Source organism: Paraburkholderia sp. D1E (assembly GCF_052682275.1).
Genome location: NZ_JBQYMB010000001.1, coordinates 1,589,889 through 1,604,125 on the forward strand (window position 1 = coordinate 1,589,889; position 14,237 = coordinate 1,604,125).

The 14,237-nt window shown below is 59.3% G+C and carries 11 protein-coding genes; 6 read left to right on the top strand and 5 right to left on the bottom strand.

All coding sequences use genetic code 11. The annotated features are described in order from the left end of the window. Positions 1-53: 53 nt before the first annotated feature. Positions 54-557, top strand: a complete 504-nt coding sequence (locus tag ACUN0E_RS07375; protein WP_445566118.1) for a DinB family protein — start codon at positions 54-56, stop codon at positions 555-557. A gap of 119 nt (positions 558-676) precedes the next feature. On the opposite strand, the gene ACUN0E_RS07380 is transcribed toward ACUN0E_RS07375, so the two are convergent. The 5 genes from ACUN0E_RS07380 to ACUN0E_RS07400 form a co-directional block, all read right to left on the bottom strand. Next, the gene (locus ACUN0E_RS07380; RefSeq protein ID WP_445566119.1) at positions 677-1,096 is read right to left on the bottom strand and encodes a cupin domain-containing protein; all 420 of its coding nucleotides are present in this window, start codon (positions 1,094-1,096) and stop codon (positions 677-679) included. 70 nt (positions 1,097-1,166) lie between these two features. Further along, positions 1,167-2,243, bottom strand: coding sequence for a polyamine ABC transporter substrate-binding protein (locus ACUN0E_RS07385; RefSeq protein ID WP_408238716.1), 1,077 nt, complete (start codon positions 2,241-2,243; stop codon positions 1,167-1,169). 793 nt (positions 2,244-3,036) lie between these two features. Continuing rightward, the gene (locus ACUN0E_RS07390) at positions 3,037-3,345 is read right to left on the bottom strand and encodes a DUF4148 domain-containing protein (RefSeq protein WP_445566120.1); all 309 of its coding nucleotides are present in this window, start codon (positions 3,343-3,345) and stop codon (positions 3,037-3,039) included. A gap of 172 nt (positions 3,346-3,517) precedes the next feature. Next, positions 3,518-4,603 (bottom strand): aldose epimerase family protein, encoded by a 1,086-nt coding sequence (locus ACUN0E_RS07395; protein ID WP_445566121.1) that lies wholly within the window; start codon positions 4,601-4,603, stop codon positions 3,518-3,520. Positions 4,604-4,636: 33 nt separating this feature from the next. After that, positions 4,637-5,854: a XylR family transcriptional regulator gene (locus tag ACUN0E_RS07400; protein WP_408238629.1), complete on the bottom strand. Its 1,218-nt coding sequence runs from the start codon at positions 5,852-5,854 to the stop codon at positions 4,637-4,639. A 360-nt stretch (positions 5,855-6,214) separates the two neighbouring features. Between ACUN0E_RS07400 and xylA the strand changes: the two genes are divergently transcribed. From xylA to ACUN0E_RS07425, 5 genes are all read left to right on the top strand, one after another. Continuing rightward, on the top strand, positions 6,215-7,537 hold the full coding sequence (xylA, locus tag ACUN0E_RS07405; RefSeq protein WP_445566122.1) for a xylose isomerase: 1,323 nt from the start codon (positions 6,215-6,217) through the stop codon (positions 7,535-7,537). A gap of 175 nt (positions 7,538-7,712) precedes the next feature. Then, on the top strand, positions 7,713-8,741 hold the full coding sequence (gene xylF, locus ACUN0E_RS07410; RefSeq protein ID WP_408238623.1) for a D-xylose ABC transporter substrate-binding protein: 1,029 nt from the start codon (positions 7,713-7,715) through the stop codon (positions 8,739-8,741). 88 nt (positions 8,742-8,829) lie between these two features. Next, positions 8,830-10,389, top strand: coding sequence for a D-xylose ABC transporter ATP-binding protein (gene xylG, locus ACUN0E_RS07415; RefSeq protein ID WP_445566123.1), 1,560 nt, complete (start codon positions 8,830-8,832; stop codon positions 10,387-10,389). Next, positions 10,386-11,585 carry a sugar ABC transporter permease gene (locus ACUN0E_RS07420; RefSeq protein ID WP_445566124.1) on the top strand — a complete coding sequence of 400 codons (1,200 nt, stop codon included), beginning with the start codon at positions 10,386-10,388 and terminating at the stop codon, positions 11,583-11,585. Before xylG ends, ACUN0E_RS07420 begins: the two co-directional genes overlap by 4 nt. 376 nt (positions 11,586-11,961) lie before the next feature. Then, positions 11,962-14,232 (top strand): molybdopterin cofactor-binding domain-containing protein, encoded by a 2,271-nt coding sequence (locus ACUN0E_RS07425; RefSeq protein WP_445566125.1) that lies wholly within the window; start codon positions 11,962-11,964, stop codon positions 14,230-14,232. Positions 14,233-14,237: the final 5 nt, after the last annotated feature.

The following is a 14,237-nucleotide window of genomic DNA, read 5'->3' on the forward strand; positions in this document are numbered from 1 at the left end:
GAATAGCAACTCGCATAATACAGAGATCAACCCATCCCTCTACGAGAATCCACATGAGTGCGCAGACGCTTTTGATTTCCCTGTTCGAATACAAGGCATGGGCTGATCAAGGTCTCATTGCCGGGTTGACCCGACTTGGCACGTTATCGTCCGAGGTCGAGTACCGCACGGCAGTTGGCATCTTCAATCATGCCCATATTGTTGATCGTATTTTCGGTGCCAATCTTCAGTGCGAGAAGCACACCTATTCCAGGACCGATTCCGACGACGTACCGAACCTGGAAGATCTGTTCAACGCCATCAGGGACATGGATCGCTGGTATATCCAGTATGTTACGCACCTGCGCGATGCCGATCTCATGGAAGCGATCGCCTTTTCCTTCACGGACGGGACACCAGGGCGGATGTCGCGCGAGGAAATGCTCGGACACGTCATTACGCATGGCGGATACCATCGCGGTGAGATCGGGCAAATCCTTACCCAACTCACTGGGTCGTCACCACGTGACACCTTTACTGGCTTCCTTCACGAAGTGGACCCCGCACGCAGCCGTTGATCAGATAGACCCGGCCACGTGGTACAGGCTCATCCTGACACGCCGCCGTACTTACACGCTGCGTCTAATGGAGCTGTATGAGCGGCCGCTGCGCATTATCGTTCTGCTGTCGCAACAACTTACCCCTTAAACTCAACCGAAACAAACACCTTCTTACACGGCTCAACCACTTCCCACGTCCCCTTAAATCCAGCCGGAATTAAAAACCGGTCACCAGCCCGCACAGTCTTGCCCGTCCCATCCGCATCGCGAATCACGGACACGCCTTCAAGAATCTCGCAGTACTCACTCTCGGTGAAGTTCACTGTCCATTGACCGCAGGCGCCCTCCCAAATCCCCGCCGCAAGCTGCCCGCACGGACTGGCAAAATGCGTGTGAACCGCTTGCAAAGGATCGCCGGCAAGAACCGCTTCCGCCTTTGGCATGTACTCAACACTTTCCTTGGCAGGCTGTGCAAAATCTACGATGTTCAAAATGCTCATAATGGTTCGCATGCAAACAGAGTTAAAAATCAAGTCTTTAAAAAGGGCGTAGCGCACACACCCACTGCATGCGCCACGCTCGAAAGGAGACACCTACCCGCAGCAGACCACAACAGCTAAACCGAATTCAAGTCCCCGACTTCAACTGCGCCCACAGCCGGTTCTCAAGCCGCATGATCGGAGCAGGTTGCGGCCGCATCAGCGTCATTTTGTTCAGCACAGCCTCAGGCGGATACACATTCGCATCCTGCTCGATAGCCGGCGTCACAAACTGCCGCGCGACCCGATTCGCAGTCGGATAGAAAACTTCATTGGTAATCGCCGCACTCACCTTCGGATCTTCGATGTAGTTCATCCACTTCATCGCCGCTTCCGGATGCGGGGCATCTTTCGGAATTGCCATCACGTCCATCCAGATGAGACCCGCATCCTTGATGTTCGAGAACCGCACTTCGTACGAGCGCTTGGCTTCCGATGCGCGACGCCGTGCGATCCCAACGTCGCCGGAATAACCCAACGCCACGCAGATATCGTTGTTCGCCAGATCGTTGATATAGCCGGAGGAATTGAATTGCGTAATATACGGTCGCACTTTCTTCAGCATTTCATACGCTGCCTGGTAGTCGCCAGGATTAGTACTGTTCGGATCCTTGTGCATGTACTGAAGCGCAGCGGGGAAAACGTCCGCCGCCGCGTCGAGGAAAGACACGCCGCAGCTTTTCAGCTTCGAAAGATTCGCCGGGTCGAACACCAGCGACCAGCTATCGAGAGGCGCATCCGCGCCGAGTGCTTTTTTCACGGACTGGACGTTATAGCCGACACCGTCCGTGCCCCACGCCCAAGGCACGCCGTATTGATTGCCTGGATCCGCATCGGCAATCAGTTTCATCAAACCAGGATCGAGATTCGCGAGATTCGGCATTTTCGACTTGTCGATCTTCTGATATACACCGGCTTCGATCTGGCGCGCCATATAGCTCGATGTGGGCACCACGATGTCATACCCCGAGCTGCCTGCAAGCAGTTTCGCCTGCAGCGTGTCGTCGCTATCGTAGCTGTCGTATTTCACCGTGATGCCGGATTGTTTTTCGAAGCCGGAAATCGTGTCTTTGGCAATGTAGTCCGACCAGTTGTAGACATTGATCGTCGTGTCCGCTGCGTGTGCAGCGTTCATTGCGGTTAACGCGGTCAGCGAGCACAGCATCGCGCCGGTGAGCGAGAGAAGCTTGGCATGACGGATCTTCATTCGACTATCTCCTTGGTTTCAATCTTCAGTTTTCGCCGCAGCACGGGCACAGATACACGAGCGTGACGACCCGCACGTCCATATGTCTCGCACGAATACGGACGAGAAAGAGACGTGACGCCGCCTGCCACGGCGCAAGCGCACAGCAGAGCTAAAAGGAACGTAGATAGGCGAGCGCTATAGGCCGGCCAACGCTAGCAAGACAACTTGCAAAGCGCGGACAGGCAAATGCATTGCAGGCATTCAACCGCTAAAAGAACGGTCCATTGCATGCAACACTTGCTCGCGAAAAGAGAAGGGGACTAAGGCAGAAGGGACGCGATTTCGTCAGTTCGAACGCCAATGGCTGCGGGCGCTGCAATGACGTTGTGCCGGCGGACGGAGCGACGCGACAACACGGTATCGATGGACAGGGGGCGGGATGGCGAAGCGCAGTTGCTCCCCTGATGAGCGATCGAACAGCCGGACAGGAATGTTCTTTCCCGACCAGGCTGGTATCTCACCAATGGACCACGGACTTTCACGATGGAACCCGAAGCGACGTTGAGTAGAAGTCCTCGCTGATGCAGATCGACTGCGCTGCGAGAACCACCAAACTTCCGCCCTAGGATATATGAGCCATTATTTTCGTCAAAGGATTTTCTGACATTGCGCCGTCATAGTCGTTCACGGTGGAACGCGTTCATGCGAGCGCATGCTTCAACAAGCATGGCTCGCATCGAAATACGCAACGGCAGACAACGGCAGCGTTTTACTGACCGTCCATTGGCGCGGGTTGAACCGGAGTCGCAGCGGGTGCGGTAGCGCCGGTTTGCGACGACCCGTTCGCCGAAGAACCATAGCCGGTGTCATGCTGTGCGGCTACGCGCGCTTCAGCCGCCTGAATGTCCGCGGGGTAGGTAGAGTCAGTTGCAACGGCGGGGTTGTAGCCGGCCTGTTCAATCTGGACCAGTTGCGCCCGGACCTCAGCGCGGGTCAGCGGTTGCTCCGACTGTGCGAACGAAGCCACCGGGGCTGTGAGAACAACCACCAGTGCGACTGCTTTGATCAGTGATTTCATGACGCTTCCCTCCGAGAATTGTTTTATGGCGCCGCAACAGGTGTTCGGCGGCCTATGGAGGGATTCTAGGAAGCAGGTGATCCAGGGCAAACCCCTAAACGGGTAATTCAGTCTTGCAGCAAACGATAAGTCGGCGTTATGTAATGACCTTCGTAAGATATGAAAAATCGTTTCAGACTCCAGAACGTACGCCCACTCGATACGCCGTCACCTGCCGGTATGCGCTGCCCGGCCGTACGATGACCTGCTCCTGCGCAGCCATATTGACTTCGTTCGGAAAGCCGCCCGCTTCGAGGCAAAGTCCGGCGTGCGGCTGGTAGGCGATACCGTTGCGTCCCGGGTCGCCATTCAGCGAATTGCCGGTATAGAACTGTAAGCCATGCTGATCAGTCGACACGGTTAATTCGCGCCCGCTACCGGGGTCATATGCGCAAGCAACCCGCCGTACTTGCGGCGCGCGGTCGGCCGTCGTGGCGTCAGCCGTGTCGCGCAGCACATAGCAGTGATCGAAGCCGCCCGCCCTCGCGAGCTGCGCATGCGGCCAATCGAGCCGTGCGCCGATCGGCGCGCTCTGCCGGAAGTCGAACGCATTGCCTGCTACTTCGGCAAGCTCGCAAGGAATCATCGACGCATCGACTTCGAAGAACCGGTCGGCGTCGATCGACAACACATGTCCGCGAATGTCTGCACCCTGCCGGCCCGTCAGGTTGAAATAGGGATGGCTCGTCAGGTTGAGCGGCGTTGCTGCGTCCGTGATGGCTTCATAGGCGATCATCAAGGTGCCGTCGTCGTCGAGCGTGTAACGCACTTGCACCCTTACGTTGCCCGGAAAGCCGGCGTCGCCTTCGGGCGACTCCAGGCGCATGACCAACGCGCCGTTGTCTTCACTCACGTCCCATAGCGCGCGATGAAAACCCTGCGTGCCGCCATGCAGCAGATTCGCGCCTTCGTTGCGATCGAGCGTGTACTCGATGCCGTCGAGCGTGAAGCGCGCATCGGCAATGCGGTTTGCCCATCGGCCGATCAGTCCGCCCATGTAAGTTGTGGCCGCCATATATTCGGCGGGCGTGTCGTGGCCGAGCAGAATATCGCCGAGGCGACCCGCGCGGTCCGGTGCGTGCCACGAGACCAGCGTCGCGCCCAGGTCGCTGATGGCGACTTTCATGCCGTGCGCATTGCGCAGCGTGAAGAGCCGCACACGATCGCCGCCGGGCAGCGTGCCCCATGGCTCAGAAGAAAGAGGTGCAATGCTGATCATGTCGTCGGTGGGAATAGAAAATGAAAGGCATGCTCAGCCGGGCGCTGCCGTCGAATTCACACGGTCCTGGTATTCGCGCGGTGTACAGCCGAGTTCACGGCGAAACACCGCGTACATATATTGCAGCGACGTGAAGCCACAACGGATCGCGACCTCAGCGCTCGACGCATCGCGCCTGGCAAGCAGCGCTTTCGCGACATCGAGTTTGTGGCGCAGAATTTCCTGATGCACGGTGCACTGTCGTTCGCGTCGGAAGTACTCTTCGAGCGACGAACGCGATACACCCACATAATCGGCAACCTGTTCGGTGCGAATGCCCTGACACGCGTACTGGCGGATGAAGTGCCGTGCGCGCATCACATACGGGCTTGCCAGCGGCTGATGCTTCGTCGATTCGAGCACATTAATGCCGACTGGCGGCACGAGAATGCGCCTCCCGGGGAAACGCGCCCCGTGCAGCATCTGATGCAGCAAGTGAGCGGCCGTACGGCCCATTTCCTCAGTGCCTTGAATTACGGAGGAAAGCGGGATACGAGTCAACGTACGTGTGAGCGGGTCGTTGTCGATGCCGATGATCGCTACTTCTTCAGGCACGGGGATACCCGCGATTAAACAGGCTTGCAACAGATGCCGCGCGCGGGCGTCGGTCACGGCGATGATGCCGACTGGCTTCGGCAATTGGCTCAGCCACGCGGTGAGTTGCTCGGTTGCCTGATTCCATGAAGGTGCGCTGGTCGACAGGCCGCGGTAGATTTCGGTGCCGATCTGTTCGGCGCTGTGGCCGTCCGCGCTGCGCAGGTGAGCGAACGCCAGCTCACGTTGCTGCGCCCAGCGATTTTCCTGCGCTTGCGGAAGGCTATACAACGCGAAGTGCTCGAGTCCCGCGCCAATCAGATGCGTGTAGGCGAGCGAAACGAGCTTGGCGTTATCGGTTGCGATATAGGGTAAGTCCGGAGGGTAGTGCGCGGGATCTTCGAACGATGAACCAACCGCCACGACCGGCAACGGACAATCCCGCAGCGCTTCGCCCACAGCGGGATCGTCGAAATCCGCGATGATGCCGTCGCCATCGAAACGCTCGATACCCGTCAGCCGGCAGCGGAAATCTTCTTCGAGAAAGAGATCCCAGGCCACGCGCGTCGACAGCAGGTAATTGCCGATACCAGTGATGATCTCGCGGTCGTAGACCTTGTTCGCGTTGAACAGCAGCGCGATCCGGTGGGTCGTCTGTGGTGTTTGCGGACGGGTCATGGCAGTGAGCGTTGTGCGGATCGTTGGACTCGCAACGCTGTCGTCTCCTGTTTAGGTGCGCTTCGAAGGCAGCACTGTTTTTTAAGCGTCTGGTTATTCTAGGCCGCGAACCTCGCGCCCGTGTGAAACAAACGCATGGGCGGTAAGAAACATCAAGCACGCTGCGCAATTTCGCAATTGCCGATGCGTCGGGCAAGCGGCAGCATGGCGTCACCTTGTCGACCGGCGCGGCGACGTCGCGCGGGTTGCAGTGCAGCATGGGGTCTGAGTTAGCGCTAAAGCGCTAACTCAGACCGAAATACGGTGTATGGGACCGGACTAGTGCTAAAGCACCAACTCCGGTCGACACAGGAGACGCTGATGTCCTACTTCGAACACATTCCCGAGATCCGCTACGAAGGCCCGCAATCGGATAACCCGCTTGCGTACCGCCATTACGACAAGAGCAAACGCGTGCTCGGCAAGACACTCGAAGAACATCTGCGCATCGCAGTGTGCTACTGGCATACGTTCGTGTGGCCGGGCGTCGATATCTTCGGTCAAGGGACGTTTCGGCGTCCCTGGCAGCAAGCCGGCGACGCAATGGAGCGGGCACAGCAAAAGGCGGACTGCGCCTTCGAGTTTTTTTCGAAGCTCGGTACGCCGTATTACACGTTTCACGATACTGACGTCGCGCCGGAAGGCGACAGCCTGAAGACCTATAGCGAGAACTTCACGCGCATCTCCGATTATCTGGCGCGCAAGCAGCAGGATACTGGCATCAAACTCTTGTGGGGCACGGCCAATCTGTTCTCGCATCCGCGTTACGCGGCAGGCGCGGCGACCAGTCCCGATCCGGAGATTTTCGCGTTTGCCGCGACGCAGGTTCGTCACGCGCTCGACGCGACGCAACGGCTCGGCGGCGAGAATTATGTGTTGTGGGGCGGCCGTGAAGGCTATGACACGTTGCTCAATACCGATCTCGTTCGTGAACGCGACCAGCTCGCGCGTTTCCTGAACATGGTCGTCGAACACAAGCACAAGACCGGCTTCAAAGGTGCATTGCTGATCGAACCGAAGCCGCAGGAGCCAACCAAGCATCAGTACGACTACGACGTGGCGACCGTCCACGGTTTCCTGCTGCAGTACGGGCTGGAGAAGGAAATTCGCGTGAACATCGAGGCCAATCACGCGACGCTTGCCGGCCACTCGTTTCATCACGAAATCGCTACAGCGTATGCACTCGGTATTTTCGGCAGCGTCGACGCGAATCGCGGCGATCAGCAAAACGGCTGGGATACAGACCAGTTTCCGAACAGCGTCGAAGAACTGACGCTGGCCTTCTACGAAATTCTCAAGCATGGCGGCTTCACCACCGGCGGCATGAACTTTGACGCAAAAGTACGGCGGCAGAGCGTCGACGCGGACGATCTGTTTTTCGGCCACATCGGTGCAATTGATAACCTCGCGCTCGCTGTCGAACGTGCAGCGACGCTGATCGAAAATGACCGGCTCGAACAGTTCAAACGTCAGCGTTACGCGGGCTGGGAGTCGGAGTTCGGCCGCAAGATTCTGACAGGCGACTATTCGCTCTCAACGCTGGCCACGGATGCATTGACGCGTGACCTGAATCCACAGCATGCGAGCGGCCGGCAGGAGCAACTTGAAAACGTCGTGAATCAGGCGATTTATAGCAGGCGCTAAAAGAGCACCGCGAAGTAAAACCCGCAGGAAGGCGGGCAGCAATACATAAAAAATCGGGCGGCCACGCTGATCGCGCGAATCAGAAAAAGCTTTGGGTTGTCGCTTGTCCGGTTCTGTGGCTCGCAGCGCAGACCGTCCAATCCGGTATTCCGGCTATCAGAACAAGGAGTGAGACATGAAATTTGCAACGCGTCGTACTGTGCTGAGTTCGTTCGTGTGTGGAGCGGTGCTCGCCAGCCTGTCACTTGCGGCGCCGCTCGCGCATGCAAGCAAGGACCACCCGGAAATCGGGTTCTGTATCGACGATCTGCGTGTCGAACGCTGGTCGCGCGATCGTGACTATTTCGTTGCAGCAGCAGAAAAACTCGGCGCCAAGGTATCGGTGCAATCCGCCGATGCGAGTGAAGAGCGACAGATCGCACAAATCGAAAACCTGATCTCGCGTGGCGTGGACGTGATCGTGATCGTACCGTTCAATTCGAAGACACTCGGCAACGTGGTTGCCGAAGCCAAGAAGGCGGGCATCAAGGTCGTCTCGTATGACCGGCTGATTCTCGACGCCGATGTCGATGCCTATATCTCGTTCGACAACGAGAAGGTCGGAGAACTTCAGGCGCAAGGTGTCTACAACGCTCAACCGAAGGGCAACTATTTCCTCCTCGGTGGTGCGCCAACCGACAACAACGCGAAGATGCTGCGCGAAGGCCAGCTAAAAGTGTTGAAGCCGGCAATGGACAAGGGCGACATCAAGGTCGTCGGTCAGCAGTGGGTGCCGGAGTGGAGCGCATCGACGGCGCTGCGCATCGTTGAAGATGCACTTACGGCGAACAACAACAAGATCGACGCAATCGTTGCCTCGAACGATGGCACCGCGGGTGGCGCGATCCAGGCGCTCGCCGCACAACACATGGCTGGCAAAGTACCGGTGTCGGGGCAAGATGCCGATCTGGCGGCAGTGAAACGCGTGATCGCCGGCACGCAGACAATGACCGTGTACAAACCGCTGAAACTGATCGCAGGCGAAGCGGCGAAACTCTCTGTTGCGCTTGCGAGAGGCGAGAAGCCGGCCTTTAATGCGCAATACGACAACGGCAAGAAGAAGGTCGACACGGTGCTCCTGCAACCCACGTTGCTCACCAAGAGCAACGTCGACGTGGTCGTCAAGGACGGTTTCTATACCCAGGCCCAGCTCGCGAGCCAATGAGCGTAACGTGTGTGCGGTAAAAGCCGATGTGCCTGATATGCATCAGGCACGTCGGCTTCACTTCGCACCTTGCAGCGAGGCATAGCGAATGACGCAACCATTACTGACGATGCGCGGCATCGTCAAAGCGTTTTCCGGCGTGAAGGCGCTCGACGGCATCGACCTGACGGTGGCGCCCGGCGAGTGCGTGGGCTTGTGCGGCGAGAACGGCGCGGGCAAATCGACGCTGATGAAAGTGCTGTCCGGCGTCTATCCTCACGGCACCTGGGACGGCGAAATCATCTGGGAAGGCGAACCACTGAAAGCGGCGAGCATTAGGGACACCGAACGCGCCGGCATCATCATCATCCACCAGGAGCTGATGCTGGTGCCGGAACTCTCGGTTGCGGAGAATATCTTTCTCGGCAACGAAATCACGTTGCCCGGCGGCCGGATGAACTACGCTGCCATGTACCAGCGCGCGGATGAACTGCTGCGCGAACTCGGCATAAGCGGAATCAATTCGGCGCAACCGGTGATGAACTACGGCGGCGGCCACCAGCAGCTGATCGAGATCGCGAAAGCCCTGAATAAGCGCGCGAAACTGTTGATCCTCGATGAACCGTCGTCGTCGCTGACCGCAACCGAGATACATATTCTGCTGGACATTGTGCGCGATCTGAAGCGGCGGGGTGTCGCCTGTGTGTACATCTCGCACAAACTCGACGAAGTAGCGGCCGTGTGCGACACGATCAGCGTGATTCGCGACGGCCGCCACGTCGCGACCGAGCCCATGCGCGCGCTGACCACCGACCGCATCATCTCCCTGATGGTGGGCCGCGAGATCAAGAACCTGTTTCCGCGTGAACCGCATCCGATCGGCGACGTGATCTTCGAAGCGCGTCACGTGACCTGTTTCGATGTCACCAATCCGCGCCGCAAGCGGGTGAACGACGTGTCGTTTGCATTGCGACGCGGTGAGATTCTCGGCGTTGCCGGTTTGGTCGGCGCTGGGCGTACGGAGCTGATGCAGGCGATTTTCGGCGCGTATCCCGGTGTGAGCGAGGCAACCGTGGTGATGGAAGGCAAGCCGTTGAAAATTCGCGCGCCAGTCGATGCGATTCGCGCCGGTATCGGCCTGGTGCCTGAAGACCGCAAGCGCCACGGCATCGTGCCAGGTCTGAGCGTCGGTCACAACATCACGCTCGCTGTACTGCAACGCTTCGCGAAGGGTGGCCGGATCGATTCCGCTGCGGAACTCGACGCGATTCACACGGAGATGAAGCGCCTTTCAGTGCGCGCTGCGCATCCGATGCTCTCGATTGCGAGCCTGTCGGGCGGCAATCAGCAGAAGGCCGTGCTGACGCGCATGCTGTTGACCGACCCGAAGGTGCTGATCCTCGACGAACCGACTCGAGGGGTGGACGTCGGTGCGAAATACGAAATCTACAGACTGATTTTTCAACTGGCACAGCGTGGCATGTCGATCGTGATGGTGTCGTCCGAATTGCCCGAAGTGCTTGGCATCAGCGATCGCGTGCTGGTAATCGGCGAGGGCGAATTGCGAGGCGATTTCGTCAACGACGGCCTCACACAGGAGGATATTCTCAGCGCTGCAATCCGTCCCGTGCAACGATCCCAGAACCCAACCGCAGCGAGTGCCGCATGACTCCCGACGTCACTTCACAACCCGCCGAAGGTGCTGCGCCACGCGGCGCATTCGGTGGCCCGCAGCGTATTCAGCAATTGTTCGCGCGCTACAAGATTCTAGCGTTGCTGATCGCCGTGGCCGCGATCTGGATTTTCTTTTCCTTTCTGACGCACGGTGCGTTTGTGACACCGCGCAATCTGTCGAATCTGCTGCGGCAGATGTCGATTACCGGCATGCTCGCGTGCGGCATGGTGTTTGTGATCATTGCGGGTGAGATCGATCTGTCGGTCGGATCGTTGCTTGGCTTGCTCGGTGGCGTGGCGGCGATTCTCGACGTAAACCGGCATTGGCCGATCGGCGTCACCGTGCCCGTGGTGATGTTGCTCGGCATACTCGTGGGTATGTTCAACGGATGGTGGTCGACGTACCGGCGTGTGCCTTCGTTCATTGTCGGCCTCGGCGGCATGCTCGCGTATCGCGGCATTCTGCTCGGTGTCACGGGCGGTTCAACGATTGCGCCGGTCTCGGACAGTTTTGTGTTCGTCGGCCAGGGGTATCTGCCGCGCCTCGCGGGCGATACGCTTGCCGTGGTGCTGTTTGTCGTGCTGGCCTTCCTGACGGTGCGACAACGAAGCAATCGCGAGCGTTATAAGTTGAGAGTGGTGCCGATCTGGCAGGATGTCGTGAAGGTGGTCGGGGCGGGCGCGATTCTGGCCGCGTTTGTCGCGACACTTGATCGTTATGGCGGGATTCCGGTGCCGGTTCTGCTGCTGCTCGCGCTGCTGGGCATTTTCACGTGGATCGCGACACAGACCGTTTTCGGGCGGCGCATTTACGCCGTGGGTTCTAACCTGGAAGCGACGCGGCTCTCCGGTGTGAATACCAACCGTGTGAAGCTGGCTATCTTCGCGCTGATGGGACTGATGTGCGCGTTCGCCGGGATCATCAATACGGCGCGGCTCGCAGCCGGCTCACCGTCGGCAGGATCGATGGGGGAACTCGACGCGATTGCCGCGTGCTTTATCGGTGGGACTTCGATGCGCGGTGGTTCTGGCACGGTCTACGGGGCGCTGATCGGCGCACTGGTGATGGCGAGCCTGGATAACGGTATGTCGATGCTCGACGTCGACGCGTATTGGCAGATGATCGTGAAGGGCAGCATTCTTGTGCTAGCTGTGTGGATCGATGTCGTGTCGGGGTCGAATCGGCGGTGATGAAGCAAAGGTGCGTCAAGCGAATGCTGACGCACCGCCTGTGGCGCGCGCGGCTATACGTGGCGATCAATCGTCCCGTTCGTGAATAGCTGCGCCTGGGGCCCCCATTAGCAAAAATCCGCCACTTCCGCCGTTCAAGTCAGTTGCACTGCAGCGTGCCGCCACGCGCCGAATAACATTTAATAAACTGACACACAGCACGTGGTTGTCCTTTCCGCCAAGGGCCTCCGCTAGCGCCGCGCGTTGTGGCTGAACCCCTGGCTTTCAGTCCCCCACCCACTCTTCCGTCTTACTACTGTTCCGACGAAACAAATCTCAGCGCTCGCCCGCGCTTTTACAGCTTCCCCGCCACTGTGCAAGCTGATCGAGTCAAACGATGTTAAAGCGCAGAACCTTCCTGCTAGGTGGCGCCGGCGCGCTCGGTGCGTTGCTGGTCGGCTGGTCGGTGCTGCCGCCGGGTCAGCGGCTGACCACGTCCACGCCGCTGCCGGCTGAGGGCAATCAGGTCGCGCTCAACGGTTGGGTCAAAATCGCCGCCGACAACAGCGTCACGATCATGATGTGCAAAGCGGAAATGGGACAGGGTATCCACACCGGTCTCGCCATGCTGCTGGCCGAAGAACTCGACGCCGACTGGTCGCAGGTTCGCGTCGAAAACTCGCCGATCGATAAGATCTACAACAGCGTACAGAACATCGTGGACGATCTGCCGTTTCGTCCGGACGACGACAGTGCGGTCAAGCGCGCCACAGTCTGGATGACCCGCAAGCTGGTGCGCGACGCCGGCACGATGATGACAGGCGGTTCATCGAGCATGAACGATCTATGGACGCCAATGCGTGAAGCCGGCGCCTCGGCGCGTGCGATGTTGATCGGCGCGGCGGCCGGGCAATGGAAGGTGCCGCCGGGCGAATGTCGTACGGAAGGCGGCCACGTACTGCACGCTTCGGGCCATAAAGCGAGCTTCGGCGAACTATCTACGATGGCCGCACAGCAACCGTTGCCGCGCAAGGTCGTGCTGAAAGATCCTGCCGACTTCAAACTGATCGGCAAACCGATGCGACGCATCGAAGCCGCATCGAAAATCAATGGTACGGCGCGCTTCGGCATTGACGCGCTACCCGACGGTCTCATCTACGCGAGCGTGGTGATGTGCCCCACGTTAGGCGGTACGGTGGCGCATTTCGACGCCTCGCCTGCTGCAAACATGCCGGGTTTCATCAAGGCCTTCGCGTTGGCGCCATACGCCGGTGGCAGCGGTGCCGTAGCAGTCATCGCGGACAACCCCTTCCGCGCGATGAATGCGGTCAGTGCTATCAATGTGGTCTGGAATGACGGCGCCGCAGCCACGCTGTCGAGCGCGAGCGTGGACGCCAACCTCGCGAAAGCACTGGACGACAGCGACGGCCACGCCTATTACCATCGCGGCGATGTCGATGCTGCATTGAGCGGCGCGACGCGAACCCTCACTGCCGAGTACCACGCGCCGTACCTCGCGCATGGCGCGGTCGAGCCGGTGAATTGCACGGTGCAGGTCGCGGACGGCGCGGCCACCGTTTGGGTCTCAACGCAAATGCCCGCCCTGGCGCGGCAGCACGTCGCGAAAGTGCTGGATATCGATACCGACAAAGTCGACGTGCAGGCACAACTGCTTGGCGGTGCTTTCGGGCGCCGTCTCGAACTCGATTTCATTGCACAAGCCGCGGCGATTGCGCGCGAGGGCGGCGGTCGTCCGGTGCAAACAATCTGGTCGCGTGCGCAGGACTTCACCCACGATTTCTACCGTCCGGCGTGCGTGTCGCGACTGAAGGCCGGTTTCGACAAAGATAATAAGCTGGTCGCGTGGCATGCCACTTCAGCGAGTCAGGCGATCGTGCCGGAATCGCTCGTGCGCTACTACGGCATGCCGCGCATTCCCATCGACAAGACCACCTGTGAAGGCGCGTTCGATCAGCCCTACGAATGGCCCACCGCGCGCGTGGCACACAAGATCGTCGAATTGCCGGTGCCGGTTGGATTCTGGCGATCGGTCGGTCATTCGCATCAGGCGTTTTTCACGGAGGGTTTTACAGACGAACTCGCCGTAGCTATCACTCAGGATCCGATTACGTTTCGCGCGGCGCTGCTCGTACAGCATCCGCGTCATCTGGCGGTGTTAAGGCGCGTTGCGGCGTTATCGGATTGGGGGCATCCCATAGCGCGTGCCGCAGACGGCACCAAGCGGGCACGTGGCGTCGCGCTGCACGAGGCGTTCGGCAGTGTCGTCGCGCAGGTGGTGGAGGTATCGGTCGGTCCCAACAAACAGATCCGCGTGCATCGCGTGGTCTGCGTGATCGACTGTGGACTGCCGGTGAATCCAAACCTGATTCGTCAGCAGATGGAGAGCGGCATTGTCTTTGGCCTCTCGACAGCATTGCAGGACGAAATCACTATCAACGGCGGGCAGGTGACGCAGAAGAACTTCGTCGATTTCCCCGTCGTGCGGATGAACGATTGTCCGGTGATCGAAACCGACATCATGCCGAGCCAGATGCACCCGCAGGGCGTCGGCGAACTGGGCGTGCCGCCGGTCGCGCCGGCGGTGGCTAACGCAGTGTTCGCGCTGACCGGCCAGCGCTTGCGCGCGTTGCCGTTGAGGCTCGCATGAAACGC

Excerpts from the sequence above, each read along its gene's own strand:
- ACUN0E_RS07375 (WP_445566118.1), top strand. The coding sequence starts at position 54 with ATGAGTGCGCAGACGCTTTTGATTTCCCTGTTCGAATACAAGGCATGG.
- ACUN0E_RS07385 (WP_408238716.1), bottom strand. The coding sequence starts at position 2,243 with ATGCTGTGCTCGCTGACCGCGTTAACCGCAATGAACGCTGCACACGCA.
- ACUN0E_RS07390 (WP_445566120.1), bottom strand. The coding sequence starts at position 3,345 with ATGAAATCACTGATCAAAGCAGTCGCACTGGTGGTTGTTCTCACAGCC.
- ACUN0E_RS07395 (WP_445566121.1), bottom strand. The coding sequence starts at position 4,603 with ATGATCAGCATTGCACCTCTTTCTTCTGAGCCATGGGGCACGCTGCCC.
- ACUN0E_RS07400 (WP_408238629.1), bottom strand. The coding sequence starts at position 5,854 with ATGACCCGTCCGCAAACACCACAGACGACCCACCGGATCGCGCTGCTG.
- xylA (WP_445566122.1), top strand. The coding sequence starts at position 6,215 with ATGTCCTACTTCGAACACATTCCCGAGATCCGCTACGAAGGCCCGCAA.
- xylF (WP_408238623.1), top strand. The coding sequence starts at position 7,713 with ATGAAATTTGCAACGCGTCGTACTGTGCTGAGTTCGTTCGTGTGTGGA.
- xylG (WP_445566123.1), top strand. The coding sequence starts at position 8,830 with ATGACGCAACCATTACTGACGATGCGCGGCATCGTCAAAGCGTTTTCC.
- ACUN0E_RS07420 (WP_445566124.1), top strand. The coding sequence starts at position 10,386 with ATGACTCCCGACGTCACTTCACAACCCGCCGAAGGTGCTGCGCCACGC.
- ACUN0E_RS07425 (WP_445566125.1), top strand. The coding sequence starts at position 11,962 with ATGTTAAAGCGCAGAACCTTCCTGCTAGGTGGCGCCGGCGCGCTCGGT.